Origin of the sequence: Providencia sp. PROV205, from assembly GCF_028479505.1 — a bacterium.
Taxonomy (GTDB): Bacteria; Pseudomonadota; Gammaproteobacteria; order Enterobacterales; family Enterobacteriaceae; genus Providencia; species Providencia huaxiensis.
Map to the genome: position 1 here is coordinate 25,728 of NZ_JAMPNU010000009.1, position 18,358 is coordinate 44,085.

The window sequence follows — 18,358 nt, forward strand, 5'->3', positions numbered from 1 at the left end:
ATAGATAATTGTACATTCTGTTTTTAAGCTATTATTGTTATATACTTAAAGTCTAATCAGCGAGATTTATAAAAAAGTGGAAAATATATTGGGAGTGGTACCTTCTTTATAATCTTTATCTTATTGTTTAAGCAATAAGAAGAACTTAATATATAAGAAAATACGGAGGACATATGCCAGCAGTTGACCCTATTGAATTGGTTTCTTCTTTACTAGCTAGTACCATTAAAATGGTAATTACGCCAACAGAATATTTTTTTCAAAGTAGTGCTATTGGGGATGCTATTTATATAAGCTTGTTATTTTTTAACTAAAAATGATGAAAGTATCATCACAATGAGGCTAATCTGATACACATGAAGGAAGTACTCGCTTCCTTCATGGTGGAAAGTCATACGGGGATACTAACGAGGTAATTCATCACACAATTTTTGTAAAGTAGTTAAAAATTTACCCACATGGAAACCATCACAAACAGCATGATGTACTTGTACTGCTAAGGGAAGCCATATTTTATTATTTTCACTATAGTATTTCCCCATAGTAAAAATAGGAGTGAAAGCGTTAGTAATATCTGCAATATTTAGATTAAAGCTATCGAATGAAACCCAAGGTAAAGATGATACATAGAATACATTTTCAATTTGCTGTGATTGAGGCTGCAAATTGAGATTATCTTTATGTAATGCTAGTTGCTGGTGATAGTTCTCCATAAACACTGCCATTTCTGAAGAGTACTCACACCATAAGGAAGAAAAAGTTTCAGTATCTTTATGAAAGATAGTAAAGCTGGGGTTAACTTCATCCCACAAAATAAGCTCACCATTTCTTTTGGCAAATCTAAATTCTTTATAGGTATTAGCTACCCGTGATAATAAATAAATTACCGAGGGGTAAAATTCATATCCATTTGAATTTATATGCTTTTTAAAGTTGGTGATATCTATTTTCGTTGTTAAACTAAACCCACAATTTATGGTCTTTTCGTAGGTGTTGTAATGTTCCTTACGTAACCATGTCTCTATATTAAATTTAGTATAGTTCATAATTTATCCTTCTAATAAGTTAATGTGATTGTTATTAGAAGGGGAACTTCTCTGTTTTCAATTGATTCATAATGATTTTTTATATTATGTTGAAGTTATACTTGTATTTTAACTAGCCTACTTTTGTTTGTCGAGGTCTCTAATTTAACTCCTTCAATGCAAGGCACAATTTGCGTGATAGCACCATGTATTCATACACATGATTGTGCGTTGACGTAAGTATCAAAGAAAGTTTTGATATCTATATTGAGTATTTTAGATAGTACCATTAGGTGCTCAATAAATATGGAGAGAGTCCCATCTTCATATTTTATGTATGATTTTTCAGGGATAGATATTAATTCTGCCATTTCTTTTGTCGTAATTTGATGTTCTATACGCTTTTGCTTAATGAGTTCACCGAGTACTGCATTGCCAACATTATTTTTATTCATAGTAACCTGTTATAAGTTTGGTTTTGGTTTTTTTATTATCTTAGATGGAAATTAATATTCAATGGGTAATAATCTGTAAGTTTAAGAGGAAATAAACCTAAGTTCTTAAGATTAAAAATAAATTTCATAAGGTATAGTAAATAATTATAAAGTAACATTGTTGTGTTTTATAATCTAAAGGTGAAGGTTAATAGATATGAAATTCTATTTAATGGCATAAAATACAATTTTCCACTTAATGATATGTTAATTTTGATACAGTTATTTAACAGAAACTATCTTTAACAATAATCATTAAAGACAGAATCTATTGTTCGTTAATATTGATTAAACAGATAGCGCGAGTTCTACAGCTTTTTGAGCATGAATAGCGGTAGTGTCAAATATATCTACTGTTGTATCATTTTGATTAACAAGTAATGTTATCTCAGTGCATCCTAAAATGATACCTTCAGCACCACTTTCTACTAGGGATGCCATTATACGCTGGTATTCTTTTCTAGATTCATCATTGATTTTCCCTAAACAGAGTTCATTATAAATAATATCATGAACTATTTTTCTATCTTTTTCGCTGGGTATTAATACATTCAAATTAAAATTATCAATTAACCTTTGTTTATAGAAAGGTTGTTCCATAGTAAAAGCAGTACCTAAGAGCCCAATTTTTTTAATACCCGATTGTATAATGCGTTCACCTGTTGCATCGGCTATATGTAATAAAGGAAGACCCGTTTGAGACTCAATGCGTGGTGCGACTTTATGCATGGTATTGGTACAAAGAACAAGAAAATCAGCACCTGCAAGCTTTAAACGATCTCCTGCATCAGCTAAACATCGTGCTGCTAAATCCCATTGCCCGCTAGATTGATACTGTTCTATTTCAGCAAAATCAACACTATATAAAACAATTTTAGCAGAATGCAAGCCACCTAGCTGTTGTTTTATGCCTTCGTTAAGCTGTTGGTAGTATAGTAATGTTGATTCCCAACTCATACCACCAATAAGGCCTATTGTTTTCATTCTTTGCGTTCCTATTATTGTGTCGTTTTCTTACTATACTGATTGCCTACAAAGAAAAACAAGAGAAACGAGGTAAATTTCTCTAGATGATTAAGGGGAGAAAACAGTTGTAATATTAAACACAATTTAACATTACATATCAAAGGGTTTTTGTATTTAACTTATTGAGATAAAAAAAGGATAAATATAGAAAATTTTACGTTTTAAAGATGGATTTAAATTGATATCTGGTTATTATCATAATGAACATTATTTCTACAAAATTGGTCATATATGGTGATAATAAAAATGAATTTCTTCAAAGTAATCATTGCAATACTTATTTTTGGTGCTGCATTTCTGTTAGGAGCACTATATATGAAGCCGACCCAATTGAGCTTAGTTGAGCAGGTGAAAAAGAATGTTTATGATGTTTTAGCGTATCCACAAGCCGCAAAATTTAGAAATATTGAATATCATTTTTCTCGCTACACAGCGGATAATGGTAAGGTGGGTTATGTTTGTGGGGAGGTTTATCGATATAAAAATGATAAGCCTGATGGATTCAAGCGCTTTATTGTTAAATCGTATACTAATGATGAAGGCCGCATGGATATTTCAATTCCCTTTATTGACGGAGGGCATGAAATACTATTGCCAGAACAAGTTAATCAAATTTGGAATGATAAATGTTCGAGTCCTGCTTCACCACTAGAGTAAGGAATTACGTGTGCTAATATTTTTATAGCACACGTTTTAGGTTACTTTTCGTGGCCTAGGCTAGACGATATATTTCAATACAGTGGGGCAGGTGGCCATTTTTTGGGACTATTTTGTAAGAACATAGATTCAAATAGTTTTTCAAGGAAATTGAATATAATTTTTGAATAAATAGAGAAATACCACAGATCACATAGTAACGCCATGAAACTAACAAATAAAACTGGATTATATATTACTAGCTTAGTGTTATACTAAAGATGTTACACTTTGTTTTGTTATTATTATGAAACAAAAAGAAGCCTTTGTGGTCAACGATGACTATATTTTTTGATGTTCATTTTTTAATGAATTTTTAATTTAGTAGTTTAAGGAGTCGATAATGGTTAGTAATAATAATGCACGTCGTTTGTTAGGTATGCCTTATAAATTAAGCCGCTCTAAAAAAAACATACGTGTTTCGCTGAGTTCTAAAGATAATTCCACAGTTGCAGTGCAAAAGAATAAAGCGACAGAAAAGAAGACATATCATTCAGTAACTGTTTTTTACCCAGAATATGTTATTAGTTAATTGAATGAATGTAACCCTCTAGTACTCACTAGGGGGTTAAAGTTATTTAATCAGAACTGGAATTTTCTTATTAAATTACATTATCTCATTTCAATATTCCCCATATGAGTCATTGCCTGAGTTTTCTATTATAAAAATTAACAGTAGTCATAAAATAGATTAAGCGATATTATTCGCATTAATTAAAAACTAAAAAGAAAGATGGCTATCAGGTGTTGTAGAATGAAATTTTTTTGTTACCTACTATTTTTATTTTGTTTCTCTCTTTTAGGGTGCTCTACTCAGTTTAAATCCGATGAAGAAACTAACCGTTTAAAATTTAATATTCAACACGCAAATACGGTTCCTATTAAGGACTCTGTAGAGACCTTGGCTGTTTCTGATATGTTGCCAGGTGATATTCTTTTATCATCTGCTACAGGGTTAAATTCATGGGGAATTCGGTTATTTAGTATTAGCGGGGTAAGCCACGCATCTATTTATCTGGGTTTGGGGGAGGTTGCTGAATCTGTTGGAAGTGGGGTTAGGATCATTACGTTAGACCAAGCAGTGAAGGATTCTAATAACATGGTAGTGTTGAGACAAGCTGGTTTAACATCATTACATGCAGAAAAATTACGCGAATTTTCAGTTCAAAATAATGGAAATAAGTATAACTATAAAGGTATTGTGATGATTGCTCCTTGGATGATCACAAAAAGAGTATGTGAACTTCCATTAATTGGTGAAACGATACGTAATTTTTGCTTAAAAACATTAGCGACAGTTCAATTAGGCGATGATATAGACCAAGCTAATGGTTTCTTTTGTTCACAGTTTGTCTTAGATGCTTATAAGTATGCGGGTATTCCTTTGTTTGAGGGGAATTCATCATGGATAACACCTGCGGATATATTACATATGCGTACAGGTGATGTACCGACTTTCATGCCAACTCAACGTTTATCGTATGTTGGACATTTGAAATCATGGAGCTTTAGCAGTGCAATACGCAGAAAATAGTGTGTAATTAAACTAAAAAAAAGGCCAACATATAAAGTTGGCCTGCTAAACTGGAAGCAATGTGAGCAATGTCGTTTGTGATAAACCTGAGTGATTTACTCAAGTATTCACGAAGTAAAAGATAACCATTCTCATTTAAGAAATCAACCCCTTTTTTTATGTAGTTAATTCTTTCCTTTTTTTGCCTTAATACGTTTTTTATTTATAAAAAACAATGTATTGTAGGTTTAACTCTAATGAAAATTACTTTTCGAATAAAAAATTTTTTTAAAAAAACACATTAATGAGATTATTCTTCCTGAGATTAATCATTAATAGGCGTGTTTATGATGCGAAAATTAAAGGTAGGTGTAGTCGGCTTAGGAGCTATTGCACAAAAAGCGTATTTACCAATCTTAACTAGAGAGGAAAACTGGGAGTTGATTGGCGCTTTTTCGCCTAATCAATTGAAGGCAAAACTGATTTGTGACAGTTATCGTATTCCTCTGTTTAGTAATATTGATGCACTTGCACAGCAATGTGACGCTGTTTTTGTTCATAGTGCGACGAAAAGCCATTTTGAGGTAATCAAGCGGCTATTAGATGCAAACGTTCATGTCTATGTTGATAAGCCATTGACTGAGTTAACGGAACAGTCTGAGCAATTAATTGAATTAGCAGCGCGGCGCCAGAAAATGTTAATGGTTGGATTTAACCGCCGCTTCTCACCGTTTTATATGTCAATTAAACAAGATATTAAAAAAATCAGGTCTATTCGTATGGATAAACACCGTATGGACAACGTAGGGCCGAGTGACGCTAGATTTACTCTATTAGATGATTATTTGCATGTCGTTGATACTGTATTATGGATAGCGCCAAATCATGCAGAGTTAATCAGTGGTAGCATTCATAAAACAAATGCTGACGAGTTGTTTTATGCAGAGCACCATATGCAAGCGGGTCACTGTTGGATAACAACATCGATGCATCGCAAAGCAGGAAGTCAACAAGAGCAACTTATTGTGATTGCAGAGGACAGTATTCATCAAATAACCAATATGAACCACTGGTGGAGTGAAAATGTGGTTGGTATTAGTGAGAAAAAACCCGCTAATTGGGATTCAATTTTAGTTCAACGCGGTTTTGATGGCGCAATTCGTCACTTTGTTGATTCTATTTCAAATCAAACTCAACCGTTGATCAGTGGTGAAGAGGGCTTGAAAGCCCAACGCATGGTTGAACAAATGATATCTACAGCGAATAAAGTCAGCGATTAATTATGTGATAGGGTAACCGTAATTATCGACTCTATTAAACGTTAAAATTTTGGTATCTCATGATGATATAGGAACACCGGATGATACATTTACAAGAAAGCTCTGACGTATTATTTGTTGCAGGGTTTGGCCCGATAGTGACTGACTATAATAAAAGCCATTCTTTTTATCTTGAGTTGTTAAAGCTACCTTTAAAGCCAATAGAAGAAGGGAGCCAATATTTAACTTGCGAACAAGAAGGGCTTGAAGGAGTTAAACATTTTGCACTTTGGCCTATAGAACAAGCAGCCCAGTCGTGTTTTAGGCAAAGTGAATGGCCTGAAAATATACCGATACCACAAAGTTGGATGGAATTTGAGGTTGTTGACATCGAAAGAATCACGGACAGTTGCCTTAAGGACGGTTATATCTTATTAGTTAATAACCGAATGGAGCCTTGGGGACAAACAGTAACAAGGTTATTAAGCCCAGAAGGTATGTTAGTTGGTTTAACGGTGACGCCATGGCTAAGAGAATAACCTGCTTTTATTTGTAGCTAGAGATCTCATTTATCTTTGTGGATAAGAGACATTTATTAGTAATTGTTTATAATTTTGTTGTAGAACTTCATTTTAACTATTTTTAGGAGGGGTTATGTATAAAACGATTCTGGTCCCTATCGATTTAACAGAAGATGAATTAACCAGTAAAGCCGTTCGTCATGCAGTTAATCTAGCAAAACAATCGGGTGCTAAAATTCATCTTATTCATGTTTTACCCATTTCCTCAGCAATTATTAATGCGTACGCTTTAGGTTACATGGAAATAAAAGACCGTGCGACAGTGAAAGCAGAAGAAGACATGAAAATGTTAATGGATTCAATTGATTTACCTCACGATGACGTTAGTTATACGATAACGTTTGGTTCTCCACGAGATGAAGTGATTAATACAGCAAAAGACATTAGTGCAGATATTATTGTCATCGGCTCTCGTCGCCCAAATATTACAACTCATCTTTTAGGGTCAACTGCCGCAGGTATCGTGCGTTACGCGGAGACATCAGTGTTGGTTGTACGTTAATAATTAGAGGAGAGCCTGCTCATAGGGTAGGTTCTTTTTTATTTCATTATTGGTATTTCCAATTTTATTAGCTTTATCACTCAAGTTGATTGATCTTACTTATAACAAGGTGAGTTTGAGTCAGTATGGAAAAGTTTTCGCAAGAATTACTGCGTGTTGAACACTTTGTTCTGAGAGTTTTGCGTTTTTATTTACTCGGACTTTTGATTTTTTTTCTTGGGTTATTACCCGGTATCATCGGTTTTTATGTTATTGAAGGCCACTCAGCTGTTGAGTCAATGCTTAATGCGTTGTCTATGTTGAGTGGACAAGCTATTGAGCCGGCTCCTATTACACGAGGAGGTCGTTTCTTTATCGCTATTTATGGTTTATTTTTACAAAGCGTTTTTATTATCAGTATTGGATTAATTGTAACTCCTTTCATTCATCGCATTTTGCATAAATGGCATTTAGAAGAATAATTTTTTGTTGTAATAGTAAGGGGCTTCACAGCTTTTTTAGTGTAGTAAGACTATACTTTGAAAGACTAAAAGGAAAATATTCACCCGCTACGCCTAATAATTAAGTTGTAAAAATACACAACAATACAACTTGAATAAAAATCTAAACATAATTAATAAGGGGCATCATATGTATCAAACAATTTTGGTTCCCGTGGATATATCTGAAGATGTATTAACAGATAACGCATTAAAACATGCTATTTATTTAGCAAAAATCTCAAATGCGAAAATTCACTTATTTCACTCAGTTCCAGATGTTTCAAGATTTTCAATGAGCTACAGTTATCATTATGATTTATTGTCTTCATTTGCTAAAAAAGCTCTTGAGCGTTCAGAAGAACAGCTAAAAGAAATCATTGAAAAAATTGATTATCCGTCAGATAAAATCTCTTATAAGGTTGAGTTTGGCTCACCACGAGATAAAGTTTTATCAGAAGCTGAGGCAATTGATGCTGACCTTATTGTTATCGGCTCACGCAATCCAAGTATTTCAACGCATTTATTAGGTTCAAATGCTTCAGGGATTGTGTCCTATGCGAAGATCTCGGTACTTGTCGTTCGATAAAATAAAAATAGCCTGCTAGGCAGGCTATTTTTTTGTCTATTAAGAGCGAATAAACCTAGGGGGTTTTAACCGCTTCTTTGGCTTGCTCAATTGCTTTAAGTGCTTGGCTGCAAGCTTGCTCTTGTGCATCATCAGGGTAGCTAGCAAGGGCTTTTTTCGCTTCTTCTAGTTGAGACTTCATTAATGCAATCTGTTCACCTGCATTGGCTTCATCTTTATATTGTTCTTCGGCTTGCTTAACAAGGTCGTTCATTTCTTTGAAATAAGTATCACAGGTTGCACCTGCATTTGCATTAAATGCAGTGAAAGCCATTAATAGACTAAATGCAATCGGAAGAGTTTTTTTCATCGTATTTTCGCTTTCAAAATTCATAATATCGTCAGAATAACACCCCATATTCAAAAACGCACTATTCGAACACGTGAATGTTTTTAACTGATAAGTTTTTTCTACATATTGAGAATATTCCTGTTGGTCACTAACGACAATAGCATAATTTGCAAAATACAAATGATAATCATTCTTGACTGAGTGCAATGTAAAAGTGTACATTTAAGTACACTTTAAATAATGATAAAGAAAGAGATGATTATGATGAATAAAAATATGATAAAAACAGAAAATTGGCCGATCTGTGAGATGAATATATTTCCCTCTACTATGGATGAAACACGTTTGTGGTTAGAAGAGATGGATATGTTATTGGCGAGAAGAAATGAATTTGTCTTGATATACCCGCCAGTGGTTAAAAAAGAAAAACCATCATCAGAAGATATGCAAAGTATGAAATATGTGCGTCGTTGGTTAAAAGACACTAAAGAAGCGATGGAACAGCATTGTCGCGCCCTAGTTGTTACGTTACAACCCGATGGCCGAGATAAAGAGGAGATGGAACGCATGGCACCTATGCTGTCTGCGTTATATGGCCCTCAGGTTTTAATCGCAGCGGATGGAACAACAGCAAAAGAGCAGGCCCAATCAGTTTTAGCCTAGTTGATTGTGTGTTTACTGATTTTACGGATATAACTGGCGATGATATCAACAGACATAGCAATTTGCTGTTGAATAAATTCATCGCTGGGCTTGAAATCAGCAATACAGAAAGTGGTGATAAAGACATCCGCTTTTAGCATTTCTAGGTAACGCGAAGAAATACTTAATAATGTTTTTTCATCCACTTTAACATCAGGAAGTAAAGCTAATTTTTGTGTTAATAAGCGATAGCTTTTTACTGGGCCTTGCTCAAAAAACGCGTGCGTTATTTCAGGGAAACGGTTGTATTCACCTAATATTAACCGATATAACCCAATGGATTCAGGCTTAAGTACATTTAATAAAAATCGAGAGCCATAAAAAGAAAGTATAGACTCAATCGTATCTAATGGGGGCATTTTTTCATCAGGTTCTTGAAAAATATCATCAATCATAGATGCAATAACAGCGGCAAATAACCCTTCTTTATCCCCAAAGTTTTTATATAAAGTTGTTCGAGAGCCCCCAGCTCTTTCAATAATCATATCCAATGTTGCGCCTTCAAACCCATATTGCAGAAAAATTTCAGTTGCCGCAGCGATCAAAGCCTGTTGACGACGTCGGCCTTTTGGGGTTTTAGCTGTAAGAGGGTTATTCATGAATGGTTAATCCTGCTATTTGTCTTCAAATAAGAAAGTAACATAACAAATTTTACTGAAATAGTTTAAATCACGTGACCTCAATCATAGATTTACCTGAAAGAGATCATCATTTAAGCTGATATTTGTCTTTATGATATTTATAAAGATTAACATGTTTAGGATGATATCTGAATGGTTGTCATAATGTTGGGGGCAAGATGACAGAGCATGCATTAAATGAACAAAAAATAGACCAAAATGATCCCGTTAATCAGCAACGTGAAGTAACTCGGCTCTGTATTGAGTGTGGTTTATTGTTATTGCAACATGGTGCTGAAAGTATGCTCGTCGAACAATTGACGACTCGTCTGGGAATTGCGCTTGGGGCAAGTCAAGTTGATAGTGCTATCTCATCTAATTCATTGGTTTTAACCACTATAATTGATGGCCGTTGCTTAACGTCAACGCGACGTATTATTGACCGTGGTATAAATATGCATGTTGTTACTGAAGTTCAGCATGCAGTAATTTTAGTTGAACACCATTTATTAGACCGAAAACAATTACAAAAGAAATTATCATCAATTAAACCGTTACGTTATCCTCGATGGTTAATGGTTTTGATGGTGGCTTTATCTTGCGCTTGTTTCAGCAAGTTGAATGGAGGAGGGTGGGAGAGTGCGTTAATTACATTTTTAGCCAGTGGTTGTGCAATGTATGTTCGGCAAGTATTAACCTCCCATCAAATGAACCCGCTAATTAATTTTTGTATTACTGCGTTTGTCGCGACAACCGTTTCCGGCTTATTACTGAAAATACCGTATTTGGCGGTCACAGAAACGATTTCGATGGCTGCCAGTGTATTGCTTTTAGTTCCAGGCTTTCCATTAATTAATGCAGTCGCGGATATGTTTAAAGGGCATGTTAATACAGGATTAGCGCGCTGGACAATGGCGAGCCTTCTTACTTTGGCTACCTGCATTGGCGTTGTATTAGCAATGACAGTCTGGGGTTTAAAAGAATGGGCATAGAATTTCTATTCTCTTTATGTGAGAAAATGCTATTAGCCGCTATACCGGCCGCGGGGTTTGCGATGGTATTTAATGTGCCTGTAAGGGCATTGAAATATTGCGCCTTATTAGGTGCTATTGGCTATGGTTTTAGAATGATACTGATGACACTCGGCTTGCAAATTGAGTGGGCAAGTTTTCTTGCGGCAATTTTAATTGGTATTATTGGTATTCAGTGGTCGCGTTGGTGGTTAGCCCATCCTAAAGTGTTTACTGTTGCCGCCGTGATCCCAATGTTCCCAGGTATTAGTGCCTATATTGCAATGATTTCAGTAGTAAAAATATCGCAATCTGGTTATGACCCTGAATTAGTTGAGGTCTTAGTGACTAATTTCTTAAAGGCCTCCTTCATTGTTGGAGCTTTGTCTATTGGTATTTCTTTACCTGGTTTATGGTTATATCGCAAAAGACCAAGTGTGTAATTTTTAAGGGATGGCTTACGGGTATTCCTGCTATATCCGTAAGTCATACCTTGCTCTTTTACTAATAAGAGTTAGAAATTCTATTAAAGCTGCATAAATTCTGATGTGGTGGTGAACTATAAAATTGAGTCATCGCTGATATCATTAATGCTACTATTTGATTAGAATATGTGATATTTCTTCTTATGCATTAATGTGTTAGAGGAAAAACTAACGCATTCATTTAAATTCTTCGCATATATTCTTATTAGTGGTGTTATTTTGAAACAATTTAGCTTGTCCAAATATTATCAATTCGTTTTTTCGGTTCTATTATTTATTTTTTCTGCTTTTTCATTTTCTGCACCAAATTCATTTACTGAAGCCAAAATGCTGAGTAAAACTCAGGTTTATGCAGATCAAAACCACCAAGGTGAGGGAACAATATACTGCGGCTGCCAGTGGGAATGGGTAGGAAAAAGCGGGGGGAAAGTCGATTTAGCCTCTTGCGGCTATCAAGTGCGTAAACAACAGAACCGAGCTGAACGTATTGAATGGGAGCATATTGTTCCTGCATGGGTGTTTGGTCATCAAAGACAATGCTGGCAAAAAGGGGGGCGAAAAAACTGTGTGTCTAGTGACCCTATTTTTGGCCGAATGGAAGCAGATATGCATAATTTAGCGCCTTCTATTGGTGAGGTGAATGGTGATAGAAGCAACTTTAGTTTTGGGCAATTACCTACTAATACGCCGTACCCATACGGAATGTGCCGCAGCCGAGTTGATTTTAAACAAAAAGTCTTTGAACCAAGGAATGAGGCTAAAGGGCAAGTAGCCCGAGTATATTTCTATATGCATGACCGTTATAACTTGTCTATGTCACGTCAACAGCAACAGTTATTGATGGCGTGGGATAATAAATATCCTCCAACGTCTTGGGAAATCAAGCGAGATAATCGAATCGCTAAAATTATGGGGCATCATAACCCATTTGTGACAGGGGAGAAAAAATGGAGTTTAAACCATAAAAATGGCGCAGAGGGAGTTAATGTTTCTCCAGTTTCACCTTTGATTCAGACTAAGATAATAGAAAATAAATCTATTGTACCAGATACGGTTGAAATTAAAGGGAATCGTAATTCAAAAAAATATCATTTTTCACATTGCGCTAGCTTCAATACCATTGCCGATAAAAATGCAGTTATTTTCACTAATGAACAAGCAGCTAAAGCCGCAGGTTTTGAGTTAGCGGGAAATTGTAAAAGACGCTAATTATCTTGTAAGCCACAGTAGTTAATTCACTGATTACTGTGGTTTTATTTCTTGTTTTTATGCGTGATAACGAAAATCTTTAATAAACTTCTAAAATTTTGTTGGAAAAATGTTGCATTATTAAAAAAAATGACGCTATATTTAAAGCAAATGAAAACTGCAATAAAAACATGGACTCATTGAGGTACAAAAAATATTGTAGTTTGTCATATTACTGTCATATAGATTCATTAGTTTAAAAGTATCGCTGCTACAGGAGAAACTAATGGGAAATACGTGTTTATTCACACGAATTCGAAGCCGGTTATCACTCCATCATGAAATTTCCATGGTGAGATTGGTAACCGGTTTTTTTATTAGCCGACTTATGGCACCAAGTTACAGCCACAATCGATATTTGACCATTAACTTTGAGCTTGAAGGGAGCTCCTCTCTGTTTGGAATAGTCCGTCATTTGAATTGACATCACTGATACCGGGAAGGGTTAATACTATGAGTAGACAGAAAGCTGCAACAAAGGTACGTCGTGAAATGAAACGTTCATCACGTAAAGAGCGTTCAGGTCGTTTTGATATCAATAACGTCGCATCATTTGCTGAATATACAGGCATTGAAGCTATCGGTATGGCAAAAGAACGTCGTGATGAATCCCCTATATTACCCAGAAATGAAGCTCAAAAACTCTATATTAATTCCATTAAACATAAGCAACTCATTTTTGCGAATGGTGAAGCGGGTTGTGGTAAAACCTATATCAGTACTGCACTGGCGGCTGATGCGTTAATTCATAAAGATATCAATAAGATTATTGTAACAAGGCCCGTTCTTCAAGCGGAGGAAGATCTTGGTTTTTTACCGGGTGATATGTCAGAAAAATTTGCGCCGTACTTTCGCCCTGTTTATGACGTATTGGTGAAAAGACTGGGGGCATCCTTTTTGCAGTATTGTTTGCGTCCTGAAATTGCCAAAGTGGAAATAGCGCCATTTGCTTATATGCGAGGCCGAACATTTGAAAATGCTGTCGTGATATTAGATGAAGCTCAGAATGTTACCGTCACTCAAATGAAAATGTTTTTAACTCGGCTTGGTGAAAATGTGACGGTGATTGTCAATGGTGATGTGACCCAGTGTGACTTGCCTGAAGGTGTGTCCTCAGGGTTAGCTGATGCATTACAACGTTTTAGTAGTGATGAAATGGTATCAATGGTGAACTTTACTATTGAGGATTGTGTGAGGTCACAATTGTGCCATAAAGCATTGCTGGCCTATAACGATTGATCAAGATATTCATTAATCCTATGCCCTACGATTTGCTTGCAGGGCATAGGTTAAATTATAGGGACAACTGACTAGTGGTAGAGCATTTCATGTACGATTTGCTCATCGGTAAGAGTATATGGGTAATAGGTTGGCCAATTTTCTAGCTGGCTTAATAATTTTTCCTGGGATTCATTTCCCATATACAGGTGGAAATGCCCTGAAGTCTGAGGCTCAATAATATGGTCACTAAATTGGATAAATTTAGGTGCTTTTGAGTTTGCATCTTTGCATTCAAACAAGTAACGAACACCTTTTTTCCCTGAAGTATAGTGCAGAATTTTGTAACCCGCGTAGTCATATTTACAGCTGCTTACGTTCCCGTTTTGGGTAAATTCAATAACATCATTTTCAATGCCAATACTGTTAACATCAGTGGCATAGCCTTTTTTATAATATTCACGATACTCTTCAACCGTTTTGTCTTTATTTTTCTTGGCCTTACTTTCTAGAACCTCATCAAGCTTTCCATTTAATAGCAATGGATTCACAGATTCCCAGATGCCTTGCCAATCACTAAGAGATCTATCTTTGACATCAGTATCCTCAAAAATCCCTTTTGAAGCTTGTAGCGCTTTCTCTGATTGTGGATGGGAATGACTATGTGAGCCATGAGCAACAGCGGTATAACTAGTGAGCGCTAATGCAATATAAAGACTAGTTTTTAAAATTGCCATTTTGTACACAGTGGTTTTCCTATTTTTGTAGTGAATATAAAGATTATAAAAAACAATTATGTTATAACATAACATTTGATGGTATGAAAAGTATTTTAGGGAGTTTATTGTTGGGGAAAATAATGGCTAATAATTTGATGAAGGTAGGCAAGATCAGGAAATAAGTTCGCTTATTAGCATTTATAGACCAACAAGCGAACTAAATATTTGAATTGAAGTTAATCGTCAGGGTTATCCATTACAGCATGGCGCTCATGATGGTAACCTTCCTCATCATAGCCATATCGCCAATAAGGGATTGCATAGATATCATCACGGCCAAAACCTTTTTCACGACGAATATAACGACGCAGATCACGAATAATTTGGTCTTCACCCGCAATCCAGAAAGCGCAGTCGCTGCTTGGGATCTCCCAAGACTTAAACGTGCTAATCAATTCAGCGGTTTTGGTGATATCACCACAAACCCAAATCACTTCAACTTGTTCTGGTTTTTTCAGTTCTCTCACGTCTTTTGGGTTATCTAACCGTAGTACAACTTTGCCTTGGGCATTCGCTGGCATTTTCTCTAATAATGCGGCGATAGCGGGTAGGGAACTGGAGTCACCAGCCATAAAGTAGTGTTGCCTTGCAGGTAATAATGGGTCTGGACCACCTGGATTGGTAATTCCCATCCAATTTCCGGGCTTTGCATCCCGAGCAAATAGATATGCAGGGCCAGTTGCGCCATCGTGCATAGCAAATTCAATATCTATCTCGCTAACTTCTGGACGGATGGCTCTGACGGAATAAGTACGAACAAATGGGCGAGGTTTGTCTTCTGGCCAGCTACGGCCTTCTTTACTTAGGATAGGGAGTGCGGGCTGGCTGATTAAATCAGGGGCTAAAAATATTTTCAGATGCCCACCTTCACAATCTGTTGGGTATGTATTGAGTCTTTCACCTGTGAAAGTAATACTACGAATAGATGGGCTGATATCGGTAATGGATTTAACTTGAATAAGCTGTGGTGGAGCCGGGCGATAGATGTTTTTTTCAACAGGTTGTTCAGTGGCCACGGACGATCTCCTTTATTAATGATAATTTTATTATATGGTAATTATTATCATTATCATGAATAAATTTGTAAGTTGCAACCGCTAGTGAGTGATTGGGGGCGGATATTTATGAAGAGAGATTTTTCAGCAGAAGATAGGGCAACTCACAGTGATGAGCCATTGATTTTAATAAAAATGCCGTATGACTTTTAGTCTACGGCATATAGAAAAGTTAATTACTTCACTTTCATTCCAGCGGCGGTCATCATCAATTTAAATACTGACGAAAATGCAAACAATGCGAGTACACTTCCGAACCAGATGATAGCCATCCAACCGAGTTTTTTCCACCAAGGAGAGGCACTCACGCTATCAGTGGTAGCCTTGCTCTGGGGTAATTTTTCCTCTGAAGACATAGTAACTCCAATAGGTATAAACCAAAATAACAGGAATGATGAATAACGCACCGACTAACATAAAGCCTAAACTTTCGGATGGGCCTGCGGCATCACGGAAACTGACTGCGGGTGGAATGAGTGTCGGCCAAATACTGATGCCTAAACCAGTAAACCCAAGGAAAATTAACATTAAAGCCGCTAAGAATGGCACGCTATCGAACCGTTGGCGCTTAGCACTTTTTAGGATCAACCAAGTACAGCCTAATACCAGTAATGGAACCGGTAAGAAGAAGAACAGATTTGGCAGGGTGAACCAACGCTCAAAGACTGCGTCATTTAACATTGGGGTCCAGAAGCTGATCACTGCTATGACCGCTAACATCAGTAATGTTAATGGCCGTAGGACACGATACATGGTGCTACGTAAGTGGCCCTCCGTTTTCATGATCAACCAACCACAAGCTAATAGCGCATAAGCAACGACGAGGCCAAATCCGCAAAACAGTGGGAAAGGTGAGAACCAATCGAAATAACCACCCATGTAAACACGGTTTTCCACATGGAAGCCTTGGATAAAGGCACCAACTACCACACCTTGAACAAAGGTGGCAAAAATTGAACCCCAAATAAAGGCGTGATCCCAATGGCGGCGGTGTGATTCATCCGCTCTAAAGCGAAACTCAAAGGCGACACCACGGAAAATCAAGGCCAATAACATGAAAGTTAATGGAATTGACAACGCATCAAGGACAATCGCATAAGCGAGAGGAAAAGCACCAAATAGTGCAGCCCCACCTAAAACCAACCAAGTTTCATTGCCATCCCACACAGGGGCAACGCTATTCATCATCAGATCACGGTCTTGGCTGTCTTTTAGCGCAGGGTAAAGGATCCCGATGCCTAAATCGAACCCATCCATAACAATATACATCAACATACTAAATACGATGATGACAAACCAAATGAGAGGTAAATCAATGCCCATGAGCTGCGTCCTCCGCGATGCCTTTACGAATTAATTTCATCATGTACATGTAGCCGATACCGAACACCCCACCGTAAACCACAAAGAAGGCGATTAAACTGATACTCATGTGCATTTCACCATGTGCACTGACTGCATCAGAGGTTCGTTGTAGCCCATAAACAACCCATGGCTGTCGGCCTATTTCTGTTGTAAACCAACCAGCTAAAATGGCAATCAAACCAGAAGGAGCCATGACGAACATAAAGCGTAGGAAGGTTTTGGATTCATACAGGTTTTTACGATAACGTAGCCATAAACCCCAGACTCCAGCCGCGATCATTAATAAGCCGAGCCCGACCATTACGCGGAATGACCAAAACACCATAAACACGTTAGGCCTATCTTCTGGCGCGTATTCTTTTAACGCAGGCACTTGTTTGTCGATACTGTGGGTTAAAATCAGGCTTGCTAAATAAGGGATTTCGATAGCAAATTCTGTTTTCTCTTTTTCTTGGTTTGGAATTCCAAATAAGATAAGCGGAGTGGCTTCTCCAGGTTTATTTTCCCAGTGACCTTCCATTGCAGCTACTTTAACAGGTTGATGTTTAAGTGTGTTTAGCCCATGGGCATCCCCGATTAAAGCTTGAACTGGGGCTAAAATCAAAATCAACCACAGGGACATGGAAAACATTTTTTTCATGGCGCTGGACTTGTTGCCTTTGAGCAAGTGCCAAGCCGCAGATGCACCAATAAAAAATGCCGCTGCAAGGAATGCTGCGGTGGTCATATGCAATAAACGATAAGGGAAAGAGGGGTTGAAGATAACCGCAAACCAATCAACGGGAACAATGCGCCCATCAATAATTTCAAAGCCTTGCGGTGTTTGCATGAAACTGTTGGAGGCTAGGATCCAGAACGTGGAAATAATCGTTCCCAACGCGACCATGCAAGTGGCGAAAAAATGTAATTTTTCACCTACACGGTTCATTCCAAATAGCATAACACCAAGGAAACCGGCCTCTAGGAAGAATGCGGTAAGCACCTCATAAGTGAGAAGCGGCCCTGTAATACCCCCTGCAAAATCTGAGAAAAAGCTCCAGTTAGTGCCGAATTGGTATGCCATGACCAAGCCAGAAACAACGCCCATTCCGAAGTTGACGGCAAAAACTTTTGACCAAAAATGGAACAGTTTTATATAGTCTTCATCACGAGTTTTAAGCCATAAACCTTGTAGCACCGCAAGGTAACTTGCCAGCCCAATAGTAATGGCGGGAAAAATAATATGAAACGAGACCGTGAAAGCGAATTGTATACGGGCAAGTTCCAGCGCAGTTAGTCCAAACATATTGACCCCTGAGTGGATATGTTAATGGCACGCAATATTTAACGTTTTGATGAGAGCAATTGAGGCGCTAATCCTTAGCAAAAGGAATTGCTCACA

The 18,358-nt window shown here is 37.0% G+C and carries 24 protein-coding genes; 14 read left to right on the forward strand and 10 right to left on the reverse strand.

Annotated elements, in window-relative coordinates:
* The first annotated feature begins 173 nt into the window (after positions 1-173).
* Positions 174-314 carry a hypothetical protein gene (locus PR800_RS07430; protein WP_206277118.1) on the forward strand — a complete coding sequence of 47 codons (141 nt, stop codon included), beginning with the start codon at positions 174-176 and terminating at the stop codon, positions 312-314.
* Between the two features lie 90 nt (positions 315-404).
* Here the strand turns inward: PR800_RS07430 and catA are convergent, their stop codons facing one another.
* The 3 genes from catA to PR800_RS07445 all read right to left on the reverse strand — a co-directional run bounded on the left by catA (position 405) and on the right by PR800_RS07445 (position 2,503).
* On the reverse strand, positions 405-1,046 hold the full coding sequence (gene catA / locus PR800_RS07435) for a type A chloramphenicol O-acetyltransferase (protein ID WP_166265206.1): 642 nt from the start codon (positions 1,044-1,046) through the stop codon (positions 405-407).
* A 191-nt stretch (positions 1,047-1,237) separates the two neighbouring features.
* Entirely contained in the window at positions 1,238-1,480 is a 243-nt protein-coding gene (locus PR800_RS07440) for a helix-turn-helix domain-containing protein (protein WP_102139669.1), read from the reverse strand.
* A gap of 327 nt (positions 1,481-1,807) precedes the next feature.
* Entirely contained in the window at positions 1,808-2,503 is a 696-nt protein-coding gene (locus PR800_RS07445) for an aspartate/glutamate racemase family protein (RefSeq protein WP_195698612.1), read from the reverse strand.
* A gap of 288 nt (positions 2,504-2,791) precedes the next feature.
* Between PR800_RS07445 and PR800_RS07450 the strand changes: the two genes are divergently transcribed.
* The 8 genes from PR800_RS07450 (at position 2,792) to PR800_RS07485 (ending at position 8,164) form a co-directional block, all read left to right on the forward strand.
* Positions 2,792-3,202, forward strand: coding sequence for a hypothetical protein (locus PR800_RS07450; protein WP_181489840.1), 411 nt, complete (start codon positions 2,792-2,794; stop codon positions 3,200-3,202).
* 382 nt (positions 3,203-3,584) lie between these two features.
* Positions 3,585-3,773, forward strand: coding sequence for a stationary-phase-induced ribosome-associated protein (gene sra / locus PR800_RS07455; RefSeq protein ID WP_102139667.1), 189 nt, complete (start codon positions 3,585-3,587; stop codon positions 3,771-3,773).
* Between the two features lie 201 nt (positions 3,774-3,974).
* Positions 3,975-4,775, forward strand: a complete 801-nt coding sequence (locus PR800_RS07460) for a YaeF family permuted papain-like enzyme (RefSeq protein WP_256372925.1) — start codon at positions 3,975-3,977, stop codon at positions 4,773-4,775.
* A 329-nt stretch (positions 4,776-5,104) separates the two neighbouring features.
* Entirely contained in the window at positions 5,105-6,034 is a 930-nt protein-coding gene (locus tag PR800_RS07465) for a Gfo/Idh/MocA family protein (RefSeq protein ID WP_166265425.1), read from the forward strand.
* An 80-nt stretch (positions 6,035-6,114) separates the two neighbouring features.
* Positions 6,115-6,552, forward strand: coding sequence for a glyoxalase (locus PR800_RS07470; RefSeq protein ID WP_206276812.1), 438 nt, complete (start codon positions 6,115-6,117; stop codon positions 6,550-6,552).
* A 115-nt stretch (positions 6,553-6,667) separates the two neighbouring features.
* The gene (locus tag PR800_RS07475) at positions 6,668-7,096 is read left to right on the forward strand and encodes a universal stress protein (protein WP_102139664.1); all 429 of its coding nucleotides are present in this window, start codon (positions 6,668-6,670) and stop codon (positions 7,094-7,096) included.
* Between the two features lie 125 nt (positions 7,097-7,221).
* Entirely contained in the window at positions 7,222-7,557 is a 336-nt protein-coding gene (locus PR800_RS07480) for a hypothetical protein (protein ID WP_102139663.1), read from the forward strand.
* Positions 7,558-7,726: 169 nt separating this feature from the next.
* On the forward strand, positions 7,727-8,164 hold the full coding sequence (locus PR800_RS07485; RefSeq protein WP_102139662.1) for a universal stress protein: 438 nt from the start codon (positions 7,727-7,729) through the stop codon (positions 8,162-8,164).
* A gap of 55 nt (positions 8,165-8,219) precedes the next feature.
* Here the strand turns inward: PR800_RS07485 and PR800_RS07490 are convergent, their stop codons facing one another.
* Complete coding sequence (locus PR800_RS07490; protein ID WP_036958707.1) at positions 8,220-8,513, reverse strand: DUF5339 family protein; 294 nt, start codon at positions 8,511-8,513, stop codon at positions 8,220-8,222.
* A gap of 243 nt (positions 8,514-8,756) precedes the next feature.
* Between PR800_RS07490 and PR800_RS07495 the strand changes: the two genes are divergently transcribed.
* Positions 8,757-9,158 (forward strand): hypothetical protein, encoded by a 402-nt coding sequence (locus tag PR800_RS07495; protein WP_229597572.1) that lies wholly within the window; start codon positions 8,757-8,759, stop codon positions 9,156-9,158.
* On the opposite strand, the gene PR800_RS07500 is transcribed toward PR800_RS07495, so the two are convergent.
* Positions 9,155-9,796 carry a TetR/AcrR family transcriptional regulator gene (locus PR800_RS07500; protein ID WP_102139660.1) on the reverse strand — a complete coding sequence of 214 codons (642 nt, stop codon included), beginning with the start codon at positions 9,794-9,796 and terminating at the stop codon, positions 9,155-9,157. The genes PR800_RS07495 and PR800_RS07500 overlap by 4 nt on opposite strands.
* A 200-nt stretch (positions 9,797-9,996) precedes the next feature.
* Here PR800_RS07500 and PR800_RS07505 point away from each other — a divergent pair, with 200 nt between their 5' ends.
* From PR800_RS07505 to phoH, 4 genes are all read left to right on the forward strand, one after another.
* Positions 9,997-10,809: a threonine/serine ThrE exporter family protein gene (locus PR800_RS07505; protein WP_102139659.1), complete on the forward strand. Its 813-nt coding sequence runs from the start codon at positions 9,997-9,999 to the stop codon at positions 10,807-10,809.
* A complete protein-coding gene (locus tag PR800_RS07510) occupies positions 10,800-11,270 on the forward strand; it encodes a threonine/serine exporter (RefSeq protein WP_102139658.1) in 471 nt (156 codons plus the stop codon). Before PR800_RS07505 ends, PR800_RS07510 begins: the two co-directional genes overlap by 10 nt.
* Before the next feature lie 318 nt (positions 11,271-11,588).
* Positions 11,589-12,521 carry an endonuclease gene (locus PR800_RS07515; RefSeq protein WP_229597604.1) on the forward strand — a complete coding sequence of 311 codons (933 nt, stop codon included), beginning with the start codon at positions 11,589-11,591 and terminating at the stop codon, positions 12,519-12,521.
* A gap of 492 nt (positions 12,522-13,013) precedes the next feature.
* Positions 13,014-13,799 carry a phosphate starvation-inducible protein PhoH gene (phoH, locus tag PR800_RS07520; RefSeq protein WP_195698615.1) on the forward strand — a complete coding sequence of 262 codons (786 nt, stop codon included), beginning with the start codon at positions 13,014-13,016 and terminating at the stop codon, positions 13,797-13,799.
* Between the two features lie 71 nt (positions 13,800-13,870).
* Here phoH and zinT read toward each other — a convergent pair whose 3' ends face one another.
* From zinT to PR800_RS07545, 5 genes are all read right to left on the reverse strand, one after another.
* Positions 13,871-14,515, reverse strand: coding sequence for a metal-binding protein ZinT (gene zinT, locus PR800_RS07525; RefSeq protein WP_166265422.1), 645 nt, complete (start codon positions 14,513-14,515; stop codon positions 13,871-13,873).
* Between the two features lie 218 nt (positions 14,516-14,733).
* A complete protein-coding gene (locus tag PR800_RS07530) occupies positions 14,734-15,573 on the reverse strand; it encodes a siderophore-interacting protein (protein WP_166265188.1) in 840 nt (279 codons plus the stop codon).
* A 215-nt stretch (positions 15,574-15,788) separates the two neighbouring features.
* Positions 15,789-15,920 (reverse strand): DUF2474 domain-containing protein, encoded by a 132-nt coding sequence (locus tag PR800_RS07535; RefSeq protein ID WP_306821397.1) that lies wholly within the window; start codon positions 15,918-15,920, stop codon positions 15,789-15,791.
* 4 nt (positions 15,921-15,924) lie between these two features.
* Positions 15,925-16,935 (reverse strand): cytochrome d ubiquinol oxidase subunit II, encoded by a 1,011-nt coding sequence (gene cydB / locus PR800_RS07540; RefSeq protein WP_102139653.1) that lies wholly within the window; start codon positions 16,933-16,935, stop codon positions 15,925-15,927.
* Positions 16,925-18,262: a cytochrome ubiquinol oxidase subunit I gene (locus PR800_RS07545; RefSeq protein ID WP_102139652.1), complete on the reverse strand. Its 1,338-nt coding sequence runs from the start codon at positions 18,260-18,262 to the stop codon at positions 16,925-16,927. The genes cydB and PR800_RS07545 overlap by 11 nt, the downstream gene beginning before the upstream one ends.
* Positions 18,263-18,358: the final 96 nt, after the last annotated feature.